Annotated in this window: 16 protein-coding genes and 1 pseudogene; 8 read left to right on the forward strand and 9 right to left on the reverse strand. The window is 57.8% G+C overall.

Features of this window, described 5'->3' with window-relative positions; all coding sequences use genetic code 11:
• Positions 1–36 precede the first annotated feature (36 nt).
• The 7 genes from ASE00_RS08665 to ASE00_RS08695 all read right to left on the reverse strand — a co-directional run bounded on the left by ASE00_RS08665 (position 37) and on the right by ASE00_RS08695 (position 8,476).
• Complete coding sequence (locus ASE00_RS08665; protein ID WP_056379070.1) at positions 37–828, reverse strand: SDR family oxidoreductase; 792 nt, start codon at positions 826–828, stop codon at positions 37–39.
• 240 nt (positions 829–1,068) lie between these two features.
• Entirely contained in the window at positions 1,069–1,887 is an 819-nt protein-coding gene (locus ASE00_RS08670; protein WP_056379071.1) for an enoyl-CoA hydratase, read from the reverse strand.
• A gap of 72 nt (positions 1,888–1,959) precedes the next feature.
• Positions 1,960–3,132, reverse strand: coding sequence for an acetyl-CoA C-acyltransferase (locus ASE00_RS08675; protein WP_056379474.1), 1,173 nt, complete (start codon positions 3,130–3,132; stop codon positions 1,960–1,962).
• A 23-nt stretch (positions 3,133–3,155) separates the two neighbouring features.
• Complete coding sequence (locus ASE00_RS08680; RefSeq protein WP_056379074.1) at positions 3,156–3,626, reverse strand: MaoC family dehydratase; 471 nt, start codon at positions 3,624–3,626, stop codon at positions 3,156–3,158.
• Positions 3,626–5,686, reverse strand: a complete 2,061-nt coding sequence (locus ASE00_RS08685) for a 3-hydroxyacyl-CoA dehydrogenase NAD-binding domain-containing protein (protein ID WP_056379076.1) — start codon at positions 5,684–5,686, stop codon at positions 3,626–3,628. The genes ASE00_RS08680 and ASE00_RS08685 overlap by 1 nt, the downstream gene beginning before the upstream one ends.
• 392 nt (positions 5,687–6,078) lie before the next feature.
• On the reverse strand, positions 6,079–7,011 hold the full coding sequence (locus ASE00_RS08690) for an alpha/beta hydrolase (protein WP_056379078.1): 933 nt from the start codon (positions 7,009–7,011) through the stop codon (positions 6,079–6,081).
• A 253-nt stretch (positions 7,012–7,264) separates the two neighbouring features.
• Positions 7,265–8,476, reverse strand: a complete 1,212-nt coding sequence (locus ASE00_RS08695) for a cytochrome P450 (protein ID WP_056379080.1) — start codon at positions 8,474–8,476, stop codon at positions 7,265–7,267.
• A 235-nt stretch (positions 8,477–8,711) separates the two neighbouring features.
• Here ASE00_RS08695 and ASE00_RS08700 point away from each other — a divergent pair, with 235 nt between their 5' ends.
• The 4 genes from ASE00_RS08700 to ASE00_RS22880 all read left to right on the forward strand — a co-directional run bounded on the left by ASE00_RS08700 (position 8,712) and on the right by ASE00_RS22880 (position 14,822).
• Positions 8,712–9,461: an SDR family NAD(P)-dependent oxidoreductase gene (locus tag ASE00_RS08700; RefSeq protein WP_056379082.1), complete on the forward strand. Its 750-nt coding sequence runs from the start codon at positions 8,712–8,714 to the stop codon at positions 9,459–9,461.
• A gap of 428 nt (positions 9,462–9,889) precedes the next feature.
• A complete protein-coding gene (locus ASE00_RS22875; RefSeq protein ID WP_082594533.1) occupies positions 9,890–12,151 on the forward strand; it encodes a TonB-dependent receptor in 2,262 nt (753 codons plus the stop codon).
• 86 nt (positions 12,152–12,237) lie between these two features.
• Entirely contained in the window at positions 12,238–13,755 is a 1,518-nt protein-coding gene (locus ASE00_RS08715) for a phytoene desaturase family protein (protein WP_162256427.1), read from the forward strand.
• Between the two features lie 371 nt (positions 13,756–14,126).
• Positions 14,127–14,822, forward strand: a complete 696-nt coding sequence (locus tag ASE00_RS22880) for a GntR family transcriptional regulator (protein WP_082594534.1) — start codon at positions 14,127–14,129, stop codon at positions 14,820–14,822.
• On the opposite strand, the gene ASE00_RS08725 is transcribed toward ASE00_RS22880, so the two are convergent.
• Positions 14,766–15,596 (reverse strand): DNA primase, encoded by an 831-nt coding sequence (locus ASE00_RS08725; RefSeq protein ID WP_200957892.1) that lies wholly within the window; start codon positions 15,594–15,596, stop codon positions 14,766–14,768. The genes ASE00_RS22880 and ASE00_RS08725 overlap by 57 nt on opposite strands.
• Positions 15,597–16,519: 923 nt before the next feature.
• Here ASE00_RS08725 and ASE00_RS24020 point away from each other — a divergent pair.
• From ASE00_RS24020 to istB, 3 genes and pseudogenes are all read left to right on the forward strand, one after another.
• Positions 16,520–17,331, forward strand: a pseudogene (locus ASE00_RS24020) (IS3 family transposase); the annotation flags it as partial.
• Between the two features lie 692 nt (positions 17,332–18,023).
• Positions 18,024–19,496, forward strand: coding sequence for an IS21 family transposase (gene istA / locus ASE00_RS08750; protein WP_056379101.1), 1,473 nt, complete (start codon positions 18,024–18,026; stop codon positions 19,494–19,496).
• Positions 19,493–20,329 carry an IS21-like element helper ATPase IstB gene (istB, locus tag ASE00_RS08755; protein ID WP_056379103.1) on the forward strand — a complete coding sequence of 279 codons (837 nt, stop codon included), beginning with the start codon at positions 19,493–19,495 and terminating at the stop codon, positions 20,327–20,329. The genes istA and istB overlap by 4 nt, the downstream gene beginning before the upstream one ends.
• A gap of 79 nt (positions 20,330–20,408) precedes the next feature.
• Here istB and ASE00_RS08760 read toward each other — a convergent pair whose 3' ends face one another.
• Positions 20,409–21,578 carry an IS110 family transposase gene (locus ASE00_RS08760; RefSeq protein WP_056379106.1) on the reverse strand — a complete coding sequence of 390 codons (1,170 nt, stop codon included), beginning with the start codon at positions 21,576–21,578 and terminating at the stop codon, positions 20,409–20,411.
• Between ASE00_RS08760 and ASE00_RS24025 the strand changes: the two genes are divergently transcribed.
• Positions 21,577–21,782: hypothetical protein (locus ASE00_RS24025; RefSeq protein WP_235538579.1), on the forward strand; the 206-nt coding region annotated here is incomplete at its 3' end. The two genes, ASE00_RS08760 and ASE00_RS24025, sit on opposite strands and share 2 nt — an antisense overlap.

Consider the following 21,782-nt stretch of genomic DNA (forward strand, 5'->3'; position numbering starts at 1 on the left):
TTCTTAACCCCTCCCTCTATCTGCAAGTTGCCATCATCAACCTTGCCCGCTTTCGAGAGGTTGTGCGAAAGTCGCGCCCCCATCGACCGCGATCGCGATCCCGACTGCGTAGTCACCGGCGCGCGATGCGAGATAGACGGCAGCACCCTGTATATCCTCGTCGCGCCCGATGCGCCCGGCGGGAATGTGGCGCGCCACCTTATCGGCCTGGTCACGTGCGAAAATGTTCATATTGGACGCGAATGGCCCTGGAGCGATAGCGTTGACGCAGATATTATCCTTGATCAACCTCGCCGCCATGCGCTGCGTCAAGTGGATTAGTCCAGCCTTGCTGGCCTGATAAGAATAGGTTTCGAGCGGATTCAGTCGAATGCCATCGACGGAAGCTATATTTATTACCTTCGCAGGCCAACCTCGGCTGGCGGCTTTCTTCAGCGCGCCGTGAAGCGCCTGGACCAAGAAAAACGGTGACTTCAGATTGAGATCGAGTACCTTGTCCCATCCACTCTCAGGAAAAGTATCGAACGGAGCATTCCACGCCGCGCCGGCATTGTTAACGAGGATGTCAAGCGTTGGCTCTCTCCTCGTGATCGCGGCAGCCAAAGCCTTGCAGCCGTCCACGGTCGATATATCTTGAGGCAAGGAAACGCATTCGCCCGATGCAGAGAGTTCTCGGGCAACGGCATCACAAATCTCAGCTTTGCGGGATGAAATGTAAACGCGCGCACCGCGCGCAACAAAGCCCGCAGCGATCATTTTCCCAATCCCCGCAGATCCACCGGTAACTAGTGCAACCCGGCCCTCAAGAGAAAAAAGATCTTTTGTCATACCTAGGAATCCCGCTTAGGTGCGCCTGGAACCGTGACGCGAAGTCGTTTTTTGTGGCGTGGTTCGAACTGCGCCAGCAGTACTAACTTGAACTTATATATATATTTTTACAAGATCAATACTTTATTGATGAATCCCAAGCGTTGCCATTAGCTCATCAATCCGATTTTAAGCCCTTGTATGGCTTGCCATTGCTCAGTTCTTTGTCCCGCCGGACAAGCCCTTAAGTGCCTGGTCCGATCACGCTCCGACGAATATTGGCTTTCGCTTTTCCACGAAGGCCGATGTCGCTTCCCGGTGATCGGCAGTAGCCATGCAGTGGACGTGATGTGTCGCTTCGATATCAAGGCAGTCGTCTGCTTCCCCTGATATTGCGCGATTTAAATTCTCTTTCATGTAGCGATAAGACACGCTCGGACCGTTGGCGAGGCGGTGGGCGATCTCCATCGTGAATGATGCCGCAGTGTCTGGCTCGATGGACCAGTTCGTGAGGCCCAGTTGAAGCGCGCGATCTGCCGCAACGCGCTCGGAAAGATAGTAAAGCTCGCGCGCCATCGCGGCGCCAACCAGCCTAGTCATGAAATATGTCCCACCGAAGTCTCCGGAAACTCCCACGTTGGCGAACGCGGTCATGAGAAATGCATCGGTCGACATCACTCGCAGGTCGCAGGAAAGCGCGAGCACCAAACCTGCGCCTGCGGCGGCACCGTTGATGAAGGCGATAGTCGGTTTGGGCATATGAAACAGCCGTCCGGCCGTTTGGCGCTGGATAATTCTCTGAAGATGGATCTTTTCGTCAATGGACATGTCCGGCGCAGCGCCTGCCTGCGGATCGGCCATTGCCTTCACGTCCCCGCCGGCGCAAAAACCACGACCGGCGCCGGTCAGCACAATGCTTCTCACATCTGGAGATACCTCGGCGCGAGCAAGTTGTTCGGCCAACGCCTCCAGCATTTCGTCAGACATCGCATTACGGGACTGTGGCCGGTTCAATGTCAATGTGAGGACGGCACCGTCAAGAGTCGCAAGAAGATGGTCCGTGCCAGTCGTGACGTCCATGAATTGTTCCTTATCTGTGCCTGATCTTGCCAATGTCCAATCGGATGCACCCGTAATCGGTTCTCCTCCGCATCAGAAAACCTCGAACAGGGCCGCCGCGCCCATTCCTCCGCCGACACACATTGTGACGACTACATATTTGGCGCCGCGCCGCTTGCCTTCGATCAGCGCATGACCGGTGCAACGGGCTCCCGTCATGCCATAGGGATGGCCGATTGAAATCGAGCCGCCGTTGACGTTTAGCCGCTCGTCGGGAATGCCAAGCTTGTCCTGACAGTAAAGCACTTGAACGGCGAACGCCTCGTTCAATTCCCACAGGCCGATGTCTTCGTTTTTCAAGCCGAAGCGATCCAGCAGTCTGGGAACTGCGAACACCGGGCCGATTCCCATCTCATCCGGCTCGGTGCCGGCAACCGCCATCCCGACGTAGCGGCCAAGCGGTTCCAATCCACGTCGTTCGGCAAGCCGCGCATCCATTACTATGCAGGCAGAAGCACCATCGGATAGCTGTGAAGCGTTGCCCGCTGTGATGACGCCGCCTTCAATGACGGGCTTTAATGCAGCAAGCCCCTCTATGGTCGTCTCGGGACGATTGCCCTCGTCCTCGTCGAGCGTGACTTCCTTGCGCGAAATCTCACCGGTGGTTCTATCGGCAACCGACATTATCGCCGTAACTGGCACGATCTCTGAGTCGAACGCTCCCGCAGCTTGCGCGCTGGCGGTTCGTTGCTGCGACCGCAGGCTATATTCATCTTGGCGCTCACGCGAAATACCGTAGCGTTTGGCTACTGTTTCGGCGGTCTGCAGCATGGGCATGTAGATGGCCGGAACCAGGGCGACAAGTTCCGGATCGGCGTCCACCCGCAGTTCCGGGGTTTGCACCATCGAGATAGACTCGACACCTCCGGCCAGCGCGACATCCATGCGGTCGACGATCACTTGTTTGGCCGCTGTTGCTATTGCCATGAGGCCAGACGCACATTGCCGGTCGATCGTCATGCCCGCGACGTCAATCGGAAGTCCGGCACGCAACGCTGCGGTACGACCGATGGTCGCCTGCACGCCCTGCGGCAACGCCGAACCAAATACCACGTCCCGGAGCTCCCTTGGATCGATCCTCGAACGCTCTACCGCGGCGCGGATTGCGTGAGCCGCGAGGGTCGGTGAAGGCGTAGCGTTGAACGCGCCACGAAACGCCCGACCGATCGGAGTGCGGGCGGTGGAAACGATGACGGCTTCGCGCAAGATGCAATCCCTTCTTTGCAAGTTCACTGAAGATATTGAGTGACCCAGTTCGCTACCATCGCAGGCTTGCTGAGGCCTTCCACCTGGATGACAACCTCATGGGTTTGCTGAAATTGGCCGGGCCGCTTTTCGACAAGGTCGATCAATGTGAAGGCGCCCCTTATCCGAGCGCCAGCGCGGATAGGGTGAATGAACCGCACCCGATCGAAGCCGTAATTGACCAGCATCTGAACACCGGGCGCAATCGCCCCTTGTGTGTTTTCGAAAAGATGTGTCAGCAGCGCCAAGGTCAGGAAGCCGTGCGCGACCGTGCCCCCGAACGGCGTTTCAGCCGCACGAACCGGATCCACATGGATATACTGACGATCCAACGTCAGATCCGCGAATCTGTCGATCATCGTCTGGTCAACCAAAAGCCATTCGGAGTACCGGGCTGAGGCGTATTCCAGCGTCGCGCTCAAGCCCCCTTTCGGCACGTCGAAACGATCAGCCATCAGCTTCCCGCTCCGAGCTTGCCGCGGGCGTCCTCGAAAGACGTCCGGTTGGTTGCTGCGCGCACAAGCAGCGGCGAAAGCGAGAAGCTTTCGCCCATTGACCTGGAATATGCATTCAGGTTTTGAACCACCGCCTCAAGACCGACGAGATGTTCGGCCCAATACATCGGGCCGCCAGTGTGCCGCGGCCAGGCATATCCGTTCAGCCAGACGACATCGATGTCCGATGCACGCTGGGTGATGCCCTCCTCGAGTATCTTGGCACCCTCGTTGACCATGACATACAGCGTACGGGCCGTGATCTCCTCATCGGAAATCGCGCGTGGAACAATCCCGGATTTCTCGCGAAAAGCGTCGATGATCGACTGAGCGGCAGGCGAAGGCAATGGTCGGCGCTTATCATCATAGTCGTAGATGCCGCAGCCGGTCTTCTGCCCCCAGCGTCCCGCAGCGCAAAGCGCATCCCGCACGCTTTCAATGCGGCTCACGTCCCGGTGCCAACCCAGATCGAGCCCCGCCAGATCCATCATCTGCAGTGGCCCCATAGGCATTCCCAGGTCCACGGAGATACGGTCGACCTGCTGAGGCGTTGCGCCTTCCACAAGCATGTCTATCGCGCCATCGATCCGTGGCAAAAGCATCCGATTGCCGATGAAGCCGTAGCAAACACCGGAAACGACAGGCTGCTTGCCGATACGACGCGCCAAATCCATCGCCGTTGCCAACACGTCCGCCGCCGTCTTCGCACCCCTCACGACCTCGACAAGCTTCATGATGTTGGCCGGCGAAAAGAAATGCAGGCCAACGACGTCACCCGGTCGCGACGTGACGTCGGCGATGTCGTCTATCGAAAGATAGGATGTGTTGGATGCAAGTATCGCGCCCGGCTTCGCGATTTCGTCGAGCCGAGCGAAGATCCGCTTCTTGATATCCATGTCTTCGTAGACCGCTTCGATGATAAGGTCGCAGTCCGCGAGTTCCCCGAAGTCCAACGACGATGTCAGTAACGTCATCGCCGTCCCGACCTGCTCCGTCGTCAGGCGCCCCTTCGCAGCCGTTGCTTCGTAATTCCTGCAAATGACAGCGATGCCGCGATCTAGCGCCTCCTGGGCCATATCGACAATGGTGACTGGAATTCCGGCCGATAGGAAGTTCATGGAAATTCCACCGCCCATCGTGCCAGCACCGATGATGCCAACCTTCGCAATCTTTCGCGGCGTGGTTTCCTTTGGCAGATCATCGATCTTAGCGGCCATCCGCTCGGAAAAGAAGACATGCCGCAACGCCTCGGACTGCTGACCAACCACCAATTCGTGGAAGAATGCCAGTTCTCGCTCAAGCCCCTGTGCCAGCGGCAGGATTACTGCAGCCCGGACTGCTTCGATGCACGCCTTGGGCGCGTCCAACCCATCTATTTTGCGAGCATTCTTTGTAGCGAATTGTTCGAAGACGGCTGGGTCAGCCGTAACCTCGCGGGCACCAGTTGGGCGCGGAGCCGTCAGAGTGCGCGCATAGGCGGTGGCCTGCTGAGCCAAATCTTCATTTTCCGCTAGCTTGTCGATCAAGCCAATTTCTGCGCCCTTGGCGGCGGAAATCGGTGCGCCGCTCACAATCATCTCAAGCGCAGCTTCGACGCCCACAATCCGCGGGAGCCGCTGCGTCCCACCAGCGCCAGGCAGAATGCCGAGCGCCACTTCAGGCAAGCCAAGTTTCGCTATAGGTGTGGCTATGCGATAATGCGCGCCAAGAGCAAGTTCGAGTCCGCCGCCAAACGCTAATCCGTGAATGGCGGCCACAACCGGCTTTGGACTTGTTTCCATCAGATTGATGATGTCCGGCAGCTGCGGATCAGGAATCGTATTGTCGAACTCGCTTATATCCGCGCCGGCAGAAAAGAATTTTCCGGTACCACGTACCACGATCGCCTTCACCGCGCTGTCAAGAATCGCTTCGCGTAACGCCCTTTCAAGCCCCTTGCGGACCCCAGCCCCCAATGCGTTCACTGGAGGATTAGCGATCAAAATTTCGAGGACAGATCCTTGGAGACTTGTCTCAATCATGCCTTATCCCTTTTTTGGGGCGCTGCCCTGCTCACTTGGCGCGCGGTGGAGCGCGGAACTTGGGAGACACAACCTCAGCTCGATTGCTCGTTCAGGAACCGTCGCGGCTCATGACGCGCCCAAGCATTCCGGCAAACCGCAACGCCCTTAACTAAGGCTATAAAAAAATATTTTTAATGTGTCTAGATATAATTCTAGGTAAATCGTTTGCGCAGATGCGCTCATATCGAATTGGAGGAGCAGCACGGATTAGGTGGCCCGTTGTGCCCCGGTTGCGCGTTTTAATGCTTGTGTTTGGGCAGGCTCGCGGCGGACGACCTCCGCCTTCGTATCAGATTCTCAGCGGCAGCATGCCGCGTCTGCCACTCTCGCCAACTGCCTACGCCGGAAAATTAGACTAGGGGATCATCGGGCCCAATGAAGCGCCTCATCAGTGCGTTTACCTTCGGCAAGGTCTCTTGCGAGTAGCGCGTGGGCTTCCCCGTTTTGGGGTTGTTGGCATAAATGCCGCCGTGCGGCTGCTTGGGGCCTTCGATATAGGTGACGTCCACGCTCGCTTCAGAAAGGCGTGCAGCATAGGCTCTGGCCTCGTCACGCAGGATTTCCCACTCGCCGGCCCAAATGATCGCCGGAGGTAGCCCGGCCAGTGAAGGCGCAAGTATTGGCGAAGCGCGCCAATCGAACATGTCCTCTGTCGATCGCAGATACAGTCGGGTGACCGTTTCCGCGAGTTCCCGCGTCAGACCATAGTTTGCATATTCGTCGTATGAGCGTGCGCAATTTCTAGTGTCGAAAACCGCCGACCACAACCACTGCACAGCTGGCGCCTGAATGCCCTCATCGCGCGCCATCAATGAAACGACCGTCGCCAGGTTCGCTCCGGTGCATCCGCCGCCGACGCCAATCCTGGTCCTATCGATGCCCAGATCGTCGGCGTGATCCAGAATAAATTTATACGCCGCGTAGCAATCTTCGACGGCGGCAGGAAATTTCGCTTTCCACGACACGCGAAAGTCGACGTGGGCGACGGCACAGCCCCATGCGATTGCGTAAGCGCTGTTTTCGGTGTCGCACGCCTCTAGACCATCATTGGTCGCCCAACCGCCAGAGTGCGCGTGAAAATATAAACCGATAGGTCCCTCCCTGCGATCTTCAGGCATGTAAATTCGCATCGGAAGCGCGCCCGCTGGGCCAGGAACATTAAGAGTCCAGGCCTTGAGGCCGGGAGCCAAAACGCCAGGATCGGGCAGCGGAGCCGGATCAAACTCAGGCATACTGCCAAACGGTGCGTTGATAAGTCGTGTTTCCTCGTCAACTTCCTTCATGCGTTGTTGACGCAGGGCCTCATAGTCTAACTTGGCACGGAGTGGCTGAAGCGAACCCGGAACGGGTAATCTTCCGCTCCCGGCCGGTATTGCTGGTGGCGCATCTGGTCTAACAGCCGTGAAATCCGAAGACTCATATTTATCGCTAGTCATGCTTCACCTTGATTGTCTGATAGGCAGTTTGCCGATGTGTTGCGATTATATGCCTTATTAGCGAGACGGCCCGGGTGAGGGGCCGACAACAGCAAAACAACTAACCATTGGTATTTTGATCTGTCCTTTGCGTGCCACGCCGATCGATCCGGAGGGGCAGTTCCGTATACCCGAAAAGGCCGCGGTTAATTCCGGGTGTGGGCGGTGCGGAGGACAAACTTACATCGGCCTCGACAAGCGCTTCAAGCATGACTTCCATCTCAAGGCGCGCCAGGTGCACTCCCGCGCACATATGCGTGCCGGTGCCCCAAGCCAACTGATCACGCGCGTCACGGTCGATGTCGAATTTATCCGGTTCTCGATACCGACGCTCATCCCGGTTGGCGCAACCATAAAGGAGCATCACTCTGGCTCCTTTGGGCACGGTGACATTGTCAACGCCATACTCCTCAACTGCAACGCGCGCAAACCAACGCAAGACAGAGTTTCGACGCACACTTTCCGAAACCGCTGCAGGTATTTTGCTTGGATTTGCGCGAACCATGTCCCACTGCTCGCGATGAGTAGCAAGATCGTGCAGAAGATGTCCCTTTGCCAGAATCGTCGTATCGAGACTTGGAATGACATAAGCGCTGATTGCGCTCGTTGCCTCGGCAAGCGTTAGTCGGCCGGCGTCGACGGCCTTGAACAGATCGTCCGTCCAACCCCCGTCTTTCACTGTCTCGGGTGTGAGGCTTGCCATAAATGGCCGCACACCTGCGGTCGCAACGATGTCAGCATCGTTAGGATTAGGCCCGATCATATTGAAACTCGCTCCCGCCCATTCGAGCATCCGTTCGCGACCAGCTTCCGGCAATCCAACCAGATGAGACACCGCCTCAACTGGCAGAAACGCCGCCAAGTCCTTCATCGCATCAAACCATCCTGCGTCGACGAGTGCGCTAATTCGTGCGCGCACTAAACGCTTTAGCTCACTGCGTACTTCCTTGAGTTTGGATGGCGCCAAGGGCCGCATGACGACTGCCCGCAACTTCGCATGCGCGCGCCCGTCCATTTGCAGCACGTTGGTGCCACGCGTAGCGTTCCATTCTTCGCTGAACCCGACACCTTCTCCATTGATCAGGGACGCCGATGAACGAAGCGCGGTTTGCACATCGGCAAACCGACCAATGGCATACACGTCAGAAAACGGGAGGCGAACCACAGGCCCAGCATCTCGAATTGTCCTATACGCTTCGAAAGGCGCGCGAAGGTTTTCATCAGTGAACAGATTGAGATCGAGTTCTGCAACACAGTTTGTTTCGCCCAACATAAGCTAACCTTCTCCGGAACGACCGCCTCATCTGTCCACATTCGGTTTGAACCCAAAGCGCCTGATCAGGCCAACGCCGACTGTTGACAGAAAATATTCTTTTTGGCAATTAGAATATGATTTCTCAAACTTCACCGGCGACGCGCGCTCCCGGGTATGTCCGGTCGCTCTGCGCCATGCATATTGCCGCTGGGTCAGCTATGATCTGATCCAGCATTTTAGGATGGGTGCAGTAATGAAAAGACTAACTGGTAAGACCGCAGTAATAACTGGCGCCAGCAGCGGCATTGGTTTGGCTGCAGCAAAATTGTTTGTCGCCGAGGGCGCTGAACTCTTTATCACCGGGCGTCGTCAAGATGAGCTCGACAAGGCGATCGCAAGCATCGGATCGTCTGTAACCGCAGTTCGGGGAGACGTATCTAGCTTAGCGGACCTCGACCGCCTCTTTGCGGCGATAAGAGCCCGGACGGGGCGGCTTGACGTGCTTTTCGCGAACGCCGGGGTCGCATCGCTTGAAACGCTAGGCACCATCACCGAGGAGGAGTTTGATCGAGTCTTCAACATAAATGTCAGAGGAACCTTGTTCACGGTTCAGAAGGCACTTCCGCTCATGACGGCAGGTGGCTCCATTATCCTGACTGGGTCAACGACTGGCGCGAAGGGAGCGGCTGCGTGCAGTGTTTACAGCGCCACGAAAGCCGCCATTCGGAATTTCGCGCGCAGTTGGGCGCTTGATCTCAAGGGAACGGGAATCCGTGTCAACGTATTATCACCAGGGACGACGACTACGCCGGGCCTGATGAACGGACTTGAGAGCACGGGACATAAGGACGAAATTGTCGCCGCGCTCGTTGCGCAGACGCCTCTTGGCCGGATGGGCAATTCGGAGGAAAGCGCGGCCGGCGCATTGTTTCTCGCATCCGACGAGAGCAGCTTCATGACAGGCAGCGAAATTTTTATCGACGGCGGCATGGCCCAGGTTTGACTTCGGCCGCGCTGTCCGCGGTGCCCGTTTACCATCCGGCAATTCCGACCGGCCGTCGACAGTGAAGCTGGAGGCGGCCCGACACGGCAACTGCGCGGCGCGCCAGATTGAGACAGCGCATAGCATCTATCGCCAGCCCCGCAATCCGCTTGACATCTTTTTCGAGAGAAAGTATTTTTTTTTAAGCTTGATCTTATTTTTATGCGCTCGGCGAGGGATCAGGCGTCGAGGGTGTTGAGATCTAATGGCTAGTTGGTGATTATATATACAGAAATATGGTAATAGTATTTATTCGCATACAATAAATGTCACCGTCAACTTTTAACAATATCTTGCACAACATTATCTATTTTGATATAGTACATGTTGAAATAACATAAACATACTTTGAGTATGCGGTAAGATTCGAGATATAGGGAGGATGGTATATGACTTGTTACTCAGATAAACGTAAAGGAAAAACAATTGTAATTGCCAATGACTGCTCAGCTATCGCTGTAGCTGCTGGCGTAGCAGCCATCATGCTGCCGAGCTCAGCTCAGGCTCAGGCAAATGGGACGCCTTCCCAAGTCACAGAGCAGAATGGTTCTCTCGAGGAAATCGTTGTCACCGCTGAGAAGCGCTCTCAGACGATCCAATCCGTCCCGATCTCTATCAGCGCTTTCAGTGGCGATCGCATAGCGAGTTCGGGGACGCGCAACCTTGCTGATTTGCAGTTTATTTCTGCGGGTTTGAACATCGGGCAGGATCGAAACGGAACAATCCGGACATCAATTCGCGGAATAAACAGCGATGTTGGTGTGGAATCGGCAATTGCCGCCCACCTCGATGGGATCTATCTTGCAAACCGTTACGATCAGACCGGGGCGTTTTTTGACGTTGATCGCGTAGAGGTGTTGCGCGGCCCACAAGGTACTCTCTACGGCCGCAATGCCACCGGTGGTGCTATTAATATCATCACTCGCGATCCGACGAGCGACAATCGAGCAGGCGCACAGGTAACCGTGGGAAACTATGGTTTAGTCGAAGCTGAGGGGTTCATCAGCGGTCCAGTCATCGGCGACCGACTTCGGGCTCGAGTAGCATTTAAGACGAGCAATCTCGACGGTTATGGGCGAAATCTGAATGACGGCACTCGCGTCAATGGAAACGACGTCAATGCCGTGCGTGCCAAACTTGAGCTCGATGCCACGGACAACTTGACGGTTCAGATTTCCGCAGATTATGCTCATCAGAAATCGACGTTTGCTGAAGAGGTAACTCCACTCTTCCCGCAGGCGCCACTTCTCAACACATTATCCGGTTTTCCTAACGCGACGGGTTACGACTCCACGCGGAATTCGCCGAATTTCCAAGATATCATAGCCTATGGTGCGCGCCTTAAGCTGAGCTGGGATTTGGGTTTCGCAACGATGACCTCTTTGACGGGAGTGCGCCGCGGAAAATCAAATACGCCCTTCGACGCTGATGCATCCGCAGCTGATTTCGTAAATCTGAACATTCGCAAGGAGACAAACTCCGAGTTCTCACAGGAGTTCAATTTATCTTCCAATAGCAATAGCCCGCTCCAATGGCTAATTGGCGGATTCTACCTTGATAATAAGCGTACATTTTACCAAAACGCCATTATCCCGGTCGCTGGCCTGGATCTTACGCTTACCTACGATCCTTACCGTACCAAATCTTATGCAGCCTTTGGGCAGGCTAGCTATGAACTGGGGTCTGGATTCAGTATTACACTTGGCGCTCGTTACTCTCACGAGAAAAACAGTGATTTCGAAACTAGCCAGCTTAGTCTTCTGACTCCCCCAGTTGCCTTCCCTCTGGAAGTCATAGACGAGACCAAAAGTTTCAACTCGTTCACGCCGAAAGTTACATTACAATGGAAAGCGACTAGCGACCTCAATTTCTACGCGACTTATGCCAGAGGGTTCAAGGCGGGTGGGTTCAATGCCGGCCTGTTCGACACGGCGCCGTTCGCACCGGAGAAGGTGACTAATTACGAAATCGGCTTGAAGTCCATGCTTTTTGACAGAAAGGTCATGTTTAATGTTGCGGCATTTTTGATGGACTATAGCGACCTTCAAGTTACGACGATATTTGCATTGCCCAGCGGTATTCCGGCGGTTCGCGTGATAAACGCGGCTAAGGCACGCATCAAAGGAGTCGAGGCTGACTTCCGTGCCACGCTTGGATCTGGCTTCTCGGTGGATGGCAATGCGTCCTATCTTCACGCCGTGTATACCAGCTTCCCGGCGGCTTCCGATGGGATCGGCCCTTCGACGTTCCCCTTCGATGTGCCGATTGGAGCTATTACGCGAGATGCTACCGGTAATCGCATGACGAACACTCCGGAATTCTCCACAAATCTCGGCCTGGAGTATGAGGCAGCTCTTGGTGGGTCGTGGAGGTCTAGCGCTCGCGCAGAATATGGCTATCAGAGTCGTATCTATTACACACCGTTTGAAAATCTTAGAAATACTAGCCAGAAGGCGGTAGGTACAATAAACGGGCGACTATCCTTTCGCAACACTGAATCCGGGCTGTCGCTTGCGTTATGGGGGCGAAATCTGACCAATAAGCGAATCATTAGCACCACGACGGAGGTCAGTGCTTCTCAAGGCATTTTTAGGCAGACCACTTATCGCTCGCCGCGAACATATGGTGTCACTGTCGGAATTGGCTTTTGATCGAGCTTTTTTTCGGATTTAAGGCGCATGCCCGGCTTTGACGATCTGCCGGAACAATGGTTCGGCGTGTGTCGGTGCAAAGCCGGGTGAGCGATCAGCATACCTATGATGTTATTATAGTCGGCGGGGGCCATAATGGCTTAGCAGCCGCGCTCCATCTTGCTGATTCGGGTTTGTCGGTTGCGTTGGTGGAACAGCATGAACAGGTCGGCGGCCTCGCTCTGGCGGCGGAACCCCAGCCCGGATACCGGCATAGTCCGCACGCAAACGTGCTCCAGTTCACCGATCTCATGCCAAGAGCCGTTGCGCCCGACACGCTTGGCGTGAGCGTGGTGCAACCTGAAGCTCAACTTGGGGTTGCTTTTGCCGACGGTCGCCCGCCAGTCATCTTACACCGGCCGGACCTGCTGCCACTAACCCGGGCAAGCTTGGCTGCCTACTCGGCTGAAGATGCGCGCACTTATGTCCGGCTGAAGTCTCGTAGCGCTGCGCTGTCCTCCCTCTTGCAGGATAGCTTGTATGCGCCACCCGATCCAGCCTGGATGGAACGGCAGCGCTCTACCATCGCGCGCACGTTCAAGGGGATGCTTCCTGGGAGTGCATCGGGCCGTGCCACGGCCCAATCGTTGATCGACACATTATTTCGGACGCCTGAGATAAGACTTTTACTTTACGTACTCGCCATCGAGACTGGCGTGGATTTGCACGAGACAGGAAGCGATCTGGCCTTTCTGGGGTACTCCATATGGATTGCGGGGCGCTGGACTTTACCTTTGGGAAGAATGGAGAGCTATGTACATGCTCTCCACAGAGTCGCAATTTCTGTCGGTGTCGACTTTATTCTATCTTCCCGAGCTGTCCGCGTTCTCCTCGACGGCAATCAGGCGGTGGGTGTCGAGACGGCTGATGGCACTTTCCGGGCTGCGCGAGCAGTCGTGTTCGCTGCACCAATCCTGCAGCTTTTCGACGAGATGCTGCCTGCAGACAGCATCTCGCCAACGGAACGGGCAAGTCTTTCAGCCTTTCGCGCGCAGCAATCAACTACGATCGGGAGCGCCGCATTCCGCCTGCACCGACCGCCCAGTTACCTTTCGGCGCGACATGACGGCCAAATCAATCATTGCCTGAAAACAGCGGTCGGTTTCACTTCACCTGCCGACGTTCTGGCCAATCTCGCTGATGTCCGTAGCGGGCGGCTCGCCCGGCCAGCCGGCATTGTTCGCGTACATAGCCTTTGGGACAGGAGCATGGCTCCGCCAGGCGAGCACCTGGGTGAAGCCGAGAGCAGCTTTGCCGCCGGACAACGGTTGGACGAAGCGACATGGCAGATGGTGGCAAACATGTATCCGGAAGCGTTCGCTGAGATGTGGCGCGGGCACTTGATAAACGGCTCCGATCTTATGCCATTTGAGGCAAGCTTCAACCGCTCAAACGGAGTCGAACGTCGCATGCTCATGCGCATGGGTGCGGATCAATACAGGACCAGTGTATCTCGCCTGTACCTCGCCGGCCCGGGCATTTTTCCCGGTGGCGGCATACATGGCGCCGGAGGACGAAATGCTGCGGCAATCGTGCTCAAGGACTTATTTTCTTCAGATAATTGACGACAGACGGGTGTTGTCGAGCGCACTTTAAAGGATCGGCGGTGGCGCAGTCATGTTTGCATTTCTCGATAAGGCGCCGAACGAATCTGTTTCCGCGCAGCTTCGAAACGGCCTGGTACGGCGCAATCGGGTTTTGACTGGTTCAACCATCGACGATTGCTCATTTCCATCGGCAACATCCCGGTTGCCGAAGCCGAGGCACGACATGATGCTGCCGCAGACGGAGCGGATACGGCATCCTACAGCACACCCATCGCCGACACCCTTAACGCGGGTCACATTATGCGGCTGTCGCGGATGCGGTAGTAAACTGTGGCGCCAGGAGTGGCACTGTGCCATACTCATTTCGTCTATAATTTGGTTAACCAACGATGTTGTCTCAGAATCAAGATAATCTGCTTTCGTTTGCGGAGGAGCCTCGCAGCCAAGCTACGTTCGCCTATGAGGTAATTCGTTCAGACATTTTATCGGGCAGGCACGCTCCAGATACAAAGCTCAAGATCCAGTTGTTGGCCAACGAGCTAAATGTCAGCCCCGGTGCAGTGCGCGAGGCACTATCTCGGCTTGTCCCTGAAAGACTTGTATTATCGCGTGATCAGCGCGGCTTTGTCGTTGCCCCTCTCTCCGTCAATGATCTTGAGGATCTTACAGACCTTCGATGTGAAGTTGAAGCCATTGCACTGCGCCGTTCGGTTAACAATGGTGACGTCGCATGGGAGGGAAGGATTTTGGCGGCTGAGCATTGTTTGCGTAGTGAAATCCACCCTGACAGCAGCCCTCGGCAGGCATGGGCTCACAATCATGCGATGTTCCATGCGGCCCTTGTCAGTGCGTGCGGCAGTCCCAGATTGCTTGCACTTCACGCCTCGCTATATGAACAGTCAGAGCGTTACCGGGGCTTGACCTATAAAACTGGATTTAGCCCGAAGAGGAATGTTGATAATGAGCACCGAAAAATCGTAAAAAAAGCTCTTACTCGCGATGCCGATGGCTTAGTCGATGCTGTAACGTCACATTTTAAAGAAACGACACGCCTCATTATTGATGCATTTGGGAAAAATGGATAAGCAGAGAAATGGATCGGGACCCTGCGGAGCATCACTTAGATCGGCCGGGATGCCCTCGCCGGCGAGCATGACACGTCCACTCCGTCCGAAGCGGACGCCGTGCCCGAGCAAATGGCCCATGGCCCGACGAGGATAGGCGACGGGCGCCTTGTCGGACCCATCGGGCGTCAGCCAGGTCCGATGCACGCCGGTGATTGTGCCATGCAGATCAGTGACGGCGGCGATCATCGCGGGCCATGCGGGCCAGACATCGGGATCGTCGTCTTCCGAAGCGCGATACCAGCAATGCGGATGGTAGCCGAGCGCCTCGCAGCCGGAGAGATCGGTGATGTGCCGGCCTGCGAGATAGGTCGCGGCCAGGCTGCGAAGGATCGGTTGCGATGCCGCCCGTAGACGGCGAGCAGCGGCGGGCGTCCCGGTCGGAGCCTTGGCGCGACGCGTGGGTGCATCCTCGGTCGGCGGCGGGATCGGCATGCTAAGGAAGCGGCGAGCCTCATCGAGCGTCTCGCGCATGGTGCTGCAATCGCGGGCGGCGGCGATGATGTCGAGCAGGTCGCCATGATCGCCATTCTGCGCGTCGGTCCATTTGCCGGCAGCACCGCGCCCGTCCGGAGACGCGGATAGACGGACATAGAGGCTGCGGCCGGGCGTGTTGTGAACATCGCCAACGAGCCAATAGCGGCCTTCCTTGTGACCCTTGGACAGATAGCGGCGGCATACGGCCTCGGCATTGTCGGCGAGTTGCCGCGACAGGTTCGAAGCGATGGAGGCCATAGATGTCTCCGAAGAAAATGGGGCCTGCCATGCGACAGGCCCCAGCTTGGTCCGAGCTATTCAGCCGCAATGGCGAAGGACTCTTCGCCTTGCCCGTTATCGTGCTCCGGCGCCGCTTCGGACTCCACGGCCGGTTCACCGTCGATGGCCGCCGGTTCTTCGACCGGTTCGATGGTCGGGGTGCGTAACGGCTCGGCGAGCCAGCCACTGCCGGCGAGCAGGCGTTCGCCTTCCTTCGCAATGTCGGGCTTCTTGAGACCGGTCAGGCGCGCCGCGACCCCGGCACCCTTGGCCTCGCCCACCGCGCTCAGGATGCGGACCTTCGTGACGCGGCCGAGGTAATTGTCGACCGTGGCGGTCCAGCCCGCTGCGACCATGTCGAGCTCGGCGGCGCGGCCGAGAACTTGGGCATGCTCGATCCGGCCTGAGACGGTCCGTGCGGAGACGCGGCCTTCATTATAGCGATTGGCCGGCTCCCAGACCGCATTGATGCCGAACGACGCGCAATGTGCGAAAAGCGCCGCCTGATCCTCGGCGCTGAGCGCGATCAGCGCCTCCCAGAGATCTTGCGGCTGGTCGGGCAAGCGCTCCGCCCAGCTCTCGTGCCGCTGGTGAGGTGAGGTGATCGGGAAAAATTGGTCCAAACGGTAAGTTAGTTTTTCCGGCGCATTTCCTTTTTGGAGGGAGGTACGTCGATGAAGAAGCAGCGATTTTCGGTTGAACAGATCGTGTCGGCCTCCTGGGTGACGGGCAGGCCAGAAACGTAAGATGCGGCTGCCAGGGTCGGAAAGCTCCCTGCTTTGTATCCCGATCTTGCCCGCGACGTGCGNTGAGGTGATCGGCGGTGAGGTGATCGGGAAAAATTGGTCCAAACGGTAAGTTAGTTTTTCCGGCGCATTTCCTTTTTGGAGGGAGGTACGTCGATGAAGAAGCAGCGATTTTCGGTTGAACAGATCGTGTCGGTTTTGAAGCAGGCCGAGCTTGGCATGCCGGTAGCGGATTTGATCCGCCGCGTTGGGATCACCGAACAGACTTACTACCGGTGGAAGCGGCAATATGCCGGTCTGGAATCGGATCAGGTCCGTGAGCTGAAGCAGGTTCTGGAGGAGAATAATCGGCTCAAGAAGTTGGTCGCCGAGTTGAGCCTGGACAAAGCCGTGCTGCAGGATGTGCTGTCAAAAAAGTTTCCCGGCCAGCGCTCATGAAGGACGTTGTAGCTTATGTCGTGGCGTCTCACGGCTACAGCGAGCGCAAGGCCTGTCTGGTGACACGACAGCATCGATCGACACAGCGTAGCCCGAGCAGGCGAGACCCGCGCACTGCGGTCCGGCAGCGCATGCATGAGATCGTGGCGACGCGAATCCGCTATGGCTATCGCCGTGTCCATGTCATGCTGAAGCGCGAAGGCTGGCAGGTCGGCAAGAACGTCGTTTATCGTCTATACCGCGAAGAAGGCTTGGTTTTGCGGACAAAACAGCCGCGACGACGCAAGATGATCGTGCATCGGCAAGCCCGGCCTAAGCCGCAGCAGCCGAATGAGGCTTGGAGCCTGGACTTCGTCCACGACCAGCTGAGCGATGGACAGAAGATCCGTATGCTGACGGTGGTCGATGTGTTCAGCCGCGAGGCGCTGGCGATCGAGGTTGGCCAGCGTCTGCGCGGCGAGCATGTGGTCGAGGTACTCAACCGACTGGCCCGACAACGCGGAGCGCCCAAATATCTGTTTGCCGATAACGTCCTATGTAGGGAAGCAGCGGCGGAAAATGATCAGCAGGTCTCATTGCGCCGAGGATGATCGGCGCTCGGGGGACAACGCGGAGCGCGACAACGCGGAGCGCCCAAATATCTGTTTGCCGATAACGTCCTATGTAGGGAAGCAGCGGCGGAAAATGATCAGCAGGTCTCATTGCGCCGAGGATGATCGGCGCTGGTTGATATGTGATCCAGATGGCTTCCATCGTCAAGGAATGCGCTCTCGGCCATAGCAAACACAGGATCCAGCGGCCGCACCGGCCGTGGCCCTTACCGTCCTTAAAATGAGATACGGATGCCAGATGGAAGGCCCGAACATTATCTACAGGGTCGCAGTTGCGCCCTCACGGCTCCACAGAGAGGGGTCCTTCCATCTGGTGTCCGCCCGTTCAACGAACGGACGGTACTCGGTTCCCGTCTTGATGACGGCGTGCGCAACGCGCGCCATCTTGGCGGTGCAGGATGAGAAAGGCGCGACAATCTAGATGAGAACGACGGCGTGTGGTTGTCGCGATGAGGGGCGGAGCCCCGAGGAGTGACAACCACACGCCGTCCGCGTCTTTTCCTGTGGGGGGGAAGACGCGGTGGTGATCGCGATCTGCCGGAGCGGCTAAATCCCTGGAAGGGGGATCTGTGCCCGGGAGACACGTCAACGATCACCAGGTGAGGTTGTATATGAAGATGAGACAAACATTGTCGCCGCGCACGGCGGCGGTATGTGCGGCGTTCAGCACGGCGACGGCCTATCGTATCGAGCAAGGCATGGAGTTGCCATCGCAGAAGAAGGTGCAGCGAGGACGCCGGCGGCCCGATCCGCTGGTTGATATCTTTGACGCCGAGGTTGTGCCGCTGCTGGAAGCGGCGCCGGGAATCCGGGCGGTAGCGGTGTTCGAGGAAATGCGGCGCCGTCATCCCGCGCTGCCCGATGGGGTGCGGCGGACGATGGAGCGGCGAATCCGCAACTGGCGGGCGCTGCGCGGGCCGGATCGTGACGTGATCTTCCGCCAGGTTCACGAGCCGGGGCGGATGGGGTTGTCGGATTTTACCGACATGGCCGATCTGGACGTGCGCATCGCCGGGGTCGTGCTCGATCACCGGCTTTATCACTTCCGGCTTGCTTGTTCGGGCTTCGAGCATGCGCATGTGATCCTGGGCGGTGAAAGCTATGTCGCCTTGGCGGAGGGGCTGCAGAACGCGCTGTGGGCACTTGGCGGGGCACCGCGCGAGCATCGCAGCGACAGCCTGTCGGCGGCGTTCCGCAATCTGGATGCGTCGGCGCGCGAGGATCTGACGCAGCGATATGACGCGCTGTGCCGGCATTACCGGATGGAGCCGACGCGCAATAACCGGGGCGTGGCGCATGAAAATGGAACGATCGAAAGCGCACACGGTCATCTGAAGGCAGCGGTGCGTGACGGGTTGTTGATGCGTGGGTCGGCCAACTTCGACGATCTGCCGGACTATCGCCGCTTCATCGACGAGATCGTCGCGCGCAAGAATGCGCGGTGCGCGAAACGGATCGATGCCGAGCGGGTCGTCCTTCAAGCACTGCCGGACCGGCGCACGAGCGATTACGAGGAGGTGCTGGCGCTGGTGACGTCGTCGGGCGGCTTCACGCTGCGCAAGGTGTTTTACACCGTGCCCTCGCGGCTCATCGGGCACCGGCTGCGGGTGCGGCTCTACGATGATCGCCTCGAGCTGTTCCTGGGCGGCACGCCACTGATGACGCTGCCGCGCGGCCGTGCCGAGAGCAGCGGAAAACATGGTCATGTGGTCGATTACCGCCATGTGATCCATGCGCTGCGGCGCAAGCCGATGGCGCTGCTCAACCTGGTGTATCGCGACCAGCTGTTCCCGCGCGAAGCGTACCGTCGGATGTTCGACCGGCTGCTCGAACGGCTTGCCGAGCGGATGGCGTGCCGGACCATGGTCGAGTTGCTCAGCCTCGCGCATGAACGGGCCTGCGAGGCCGAGCTCGGGGCAGTCCTGGAGGGGCTGCTGGCGATGCCGAAGGGCATGCCTGATATGGCAATGCTGCGCGCGCGGTTCGCGCCGGATCTGGCCGCGCTACCCGAGGTGGTCGTCGAACTGGTTCCGCTCAGCGCGTACGAAGCGCTGCTCTCTCCTCGTGCGGAGGAACTGGCATGACCCACAGCATTGACGCGACCAAGCTGACGCTCATGCTCAACGAGCTGCGACTGCCGACCATCAAGCAGCTCTGGCCGACGTTCGCCGAACGATCCGACAAGGAGGGATGGCCGGCAGCGCGGTTCCTCAGCGCGATCGCCGAGCATGAGATCGCAGAACGCGACCGGCGCCGGATGGAGCGACATCTGGCCGACGCCAGGTTGCTGCCGGGCAAGACGCTCGACACGTTCGACTTCGACGCGGTGCCGATGATCTCCAAGGCACAGGTTATGGCGATCTGCGCCGGCGATGGCTGGCTGGAAAAGGGCGCGAACCTGATCCTGTTCGGTCCACCTGGCGGGGGCAAATCGCATCTGTCCTCGGCGATCGGCCTCGCGCTCATCGAAAAGGGATGGCGCGTTCTGTTCGCCCGCACATCGGACTTCGTCCAGAAGCTGCAGGTCGCGCGGCGCGAGCTCGCCCTGGAAAACGCGATCAATCGTCTCGACCGGTTCGACCTGCTGATCCTCGATGACCTCGCCTACGTCGCCAAGGATCAGGCCGAAACCTCGGTCCTGTTCGAGCTGATCAGCGCGCGATACGAGCGGCGGTCGCTGCTCATCACAGCCAACCAGCCGTTCGGCGAATGGAACCGCGTCTTCCCAGATCCCGCCATGACGCTCGCCGCCGTCGATCGGCTCGTTCATCATGCCACGATCTTCGAAATGAACGTCGAAAGCTATAGACGCCGCACCGCCATAGACCGCAAGCAGCATGGCGCCGGCCGCCCCGCCAAGGTCGCGACAATCAAAAACACCGACGTGACGCTCCCCGACAATCACGATGAGACTTAGGCCTTGCCAGCGACAATCAAACCCACCAAAATACCTTCCGTCGCGGTCAGCGCTTCTCATCCTGATCGTCGCTACCGTCTCATCCAGATCGTCGCGCAACAGCGGTGAGCGCAGTCATCGCCTTGCGGCGGCGATCAGGATCATTGGGATGACCGGCGACATAGCGAGAGAGCTTGTCGCGAAAACTGTTGTCGCGTTGGGTCGCCATCCAGAAGGTACGACGCAGCCTAGCATTGCCATACTTCGATAGCTTGGTCCGCCCGCGGAACATGCCTGACTGACAGGTAGCGAGATCGAGGCCGCAGAACTTGAGAAACTGGCGGTGGTGGCTGAAGCGGCGCAGATCACCGGCCTCCGCGAGGATCGTCAGGGCATTGATCGGACCGATCCCCGGGATCATGCGCAGGAGCTGATAGTCGCGGCTCATGACCAGCGCGTCATGAGCGATGCGTTCGATCTCGTTGCGTTGCTGTATCAGAGTACGCGCCTGAGCGATGACCATACGGAACATCGTGATCGCGGTGGAATCCTCGTGGATCGGCAACGCTATCGATGCGCAGGCGGTCTCGTAGATGTCTTTGACCACCTGCGCCTTGGAGACCTTGCGGCCGATCAGCGGCCAAGCCTGTTCGGTGAAAGCCTCGCGCCCGATCGAGGTGATGCTGCCCGGGGTCGGAAACTGCTCGATCAGCGCCAGGAACCAATCGGACCGGCTATTACCGGCGAAGCGCTCGATCTCCGGGAAATACAGCGGCAAATAATGTGTGAGGATCCGATGCCAAGTCTGGGTCTTCGCCTTGGAAATGGCTTCGTGTGTCTTCGACATCTCCTGCAGATCGTTGATGCCGGCGGCCAGTGGATCGACGTAGCGCTGGGTCGCGCCGATCCGGAGCATGTGCAGGATCACCTGGGCATCCTTGGAATCGTTCTTGTCCCAGCCATTGTGCAGCGCTTCGCGCGTCCGTGCCAAAGCAACCGACGAAATCAGGCGCAGCTCGAAACCGGCGCACAGCAATCGATGTGCCAGCGTGCGATGATAATTACCGGTCGCTTCGAATCCGACGATGATAGGTCGTCCAATCGCAGTGAGATCATCCGCCAGCCGGTCGTAATCCGCCTTCGTCGCCATCACGGTCATACGACGACGGCGGCCGCCTTCCGGTCGTTCAAGCAGAACCTCCTGGCGATGCTTGGACATATCGATGGCTACCAGGACGGTATCGGATGGAGTAGATTTATGCTTGGTCATGATCGGTCAGCCTCCAAAGGGTTGTGTCGACAACTTCTCTTTAGAGACCTGCTGGCCGGTCATGACTGCCTTGATGAAGCCGGCGGGCGCTACGCGCCCTTGTCTCCATCAAGGCAATCCGGCCCTTGATCAGGCCGCTTCCCAATGTGCTATGGCGCSGAATTTACCGGTCGCCTGGTCGATCTGTGGGCCTACCATCATGGG

Source organism: Sphingomonas sp. Root710 (assembly GCF_001429065.1).
GTDB lineage: Bacteria > Pseudomonadota > Alphaproteobacteria > Sphingomonadales > Sphingomonadaceae > Rhizorhabdus.